The organism is Thermobrachium celere DSM 8682, assembly GCF_000430995.1.
Classification (GTDB): Bacteria; Bacillota; Clostridia; order Clostridiales; family Caloramatoraceae; genus Thermobrachium; species Thermobrachium celere.
This window is the reverse complement of record NZ_HF952039.1, coordinates 200,860-201,942: the sequence shown is the minus strand read 5'-3', so window position 1 is coordinate 201,942 and position 1,083 is coordinate 200,860. Positions and strand designations below refer to the sequence as shown.

The following is a 1,083-nucleotide window of genomic DNA, read 5'->3' as shown; positions in this document are numbered from 1 at the left end:
AGGTGGGGATGACGTCAAATCATCATGCCCCTTATGCTCTGGGCTACACACGTGCTACAATGGCCGGTACAATGAGTTGCAAACCCGTGAGGGGGAGCTAATCTCAAAAACCGGTCCCAGTTCGGATTGTAGGCTGCAACTCGCCTACATGAAGCCGGAGTTGCTAGTAATCGCGGATCAGCATGCCGCGGTGAATACGTTCCCGGGCCTTGTACACACCGCCCGTCACACCATGAGAGCCGGCAACACCCGAAGCCAGTGGGCTAACCCGCAAGGGAGGCAGCTGTCGAAGGTGGGGCTGGTGATTGGGGTGAAGTCGTAACAAGGTAGCCGTAGGAGAACCTGCGGCTGGATCACCTCCTTTCTAAGGGTTTAATAGCTCTCGCTGTTTAGTTTTGAAGGGCCGAAATCCTGAATGGATTTCGGCGGGCAATTTAGCTAACGAAGTTAGCGTCTAAATTGCCCGGGAGCCGAAAGGCCGAAGTCCCTTCAGATTAAAGACGCATTATGATAAGAAACGTCTTTAAGAGTAAGTAAAACAGTTCTTTGAAAACTGCACAGCCAAAGGTAACAAGTTCTTTGTAACGATCAAGCTACAAAGGGCGCATGGTGGATGCCTTGGCACCAGGAGCCGATGAAGGACGTGGTAAGCTGCGAAAAGCTGCGGGTAGCCGCAAACAGGCTGTGATCCGCAGATGTCCGAATGGGGGAACCCGCATGGCTAACGCCATGCATCCTTAGCTGAATCCATAGGCTAAGGAGGGCACACCCGGGGAACTGAAACATCTAAGTACCCGGAGGAAAAGAAAGAATAATCGATTCCCTAAGTAGCGGCGAGCGAAAGGGGAGGAGCCCAAACCAGAGGAAACTCTGGGGTTGCGGACAGGTCAAGAAAGCGAAGGAGTTCTTAGTCGAATAGGTCTGGAAAGGCCAGCCACAGAAGGTAAAAGCCCTGTAGGCGAAAAGGACTTTGAGCGAGACCTGATCCAGAGTACCACGGGACACGAGGAACCCTGTGGGAAGCAGGGAGGACCACCTCCCAAGGCTAAATACTACCTGGTGACCGATAGCGCATAGTACCGT

1 rRNA gene and 1 other annotated feature (1 of these 2 only partly in view) are annotated in these 1,083 nt (G+C 52.9%); the gene reads left to right on the top strand.

From position 1 onward, the window contains the following. A 16S ribosomal RNA gene (locus tag TCEL_RS14470) occupies positions 1-364 on the top strand (it extends 1,201 nt beyond the left edge of the window). Between the two features lie 254 nt (positions 365-618). Next, positions 619-1,083: a sequence feature (23S ribosomal RNA rRNA prediction is too short), on the top strand.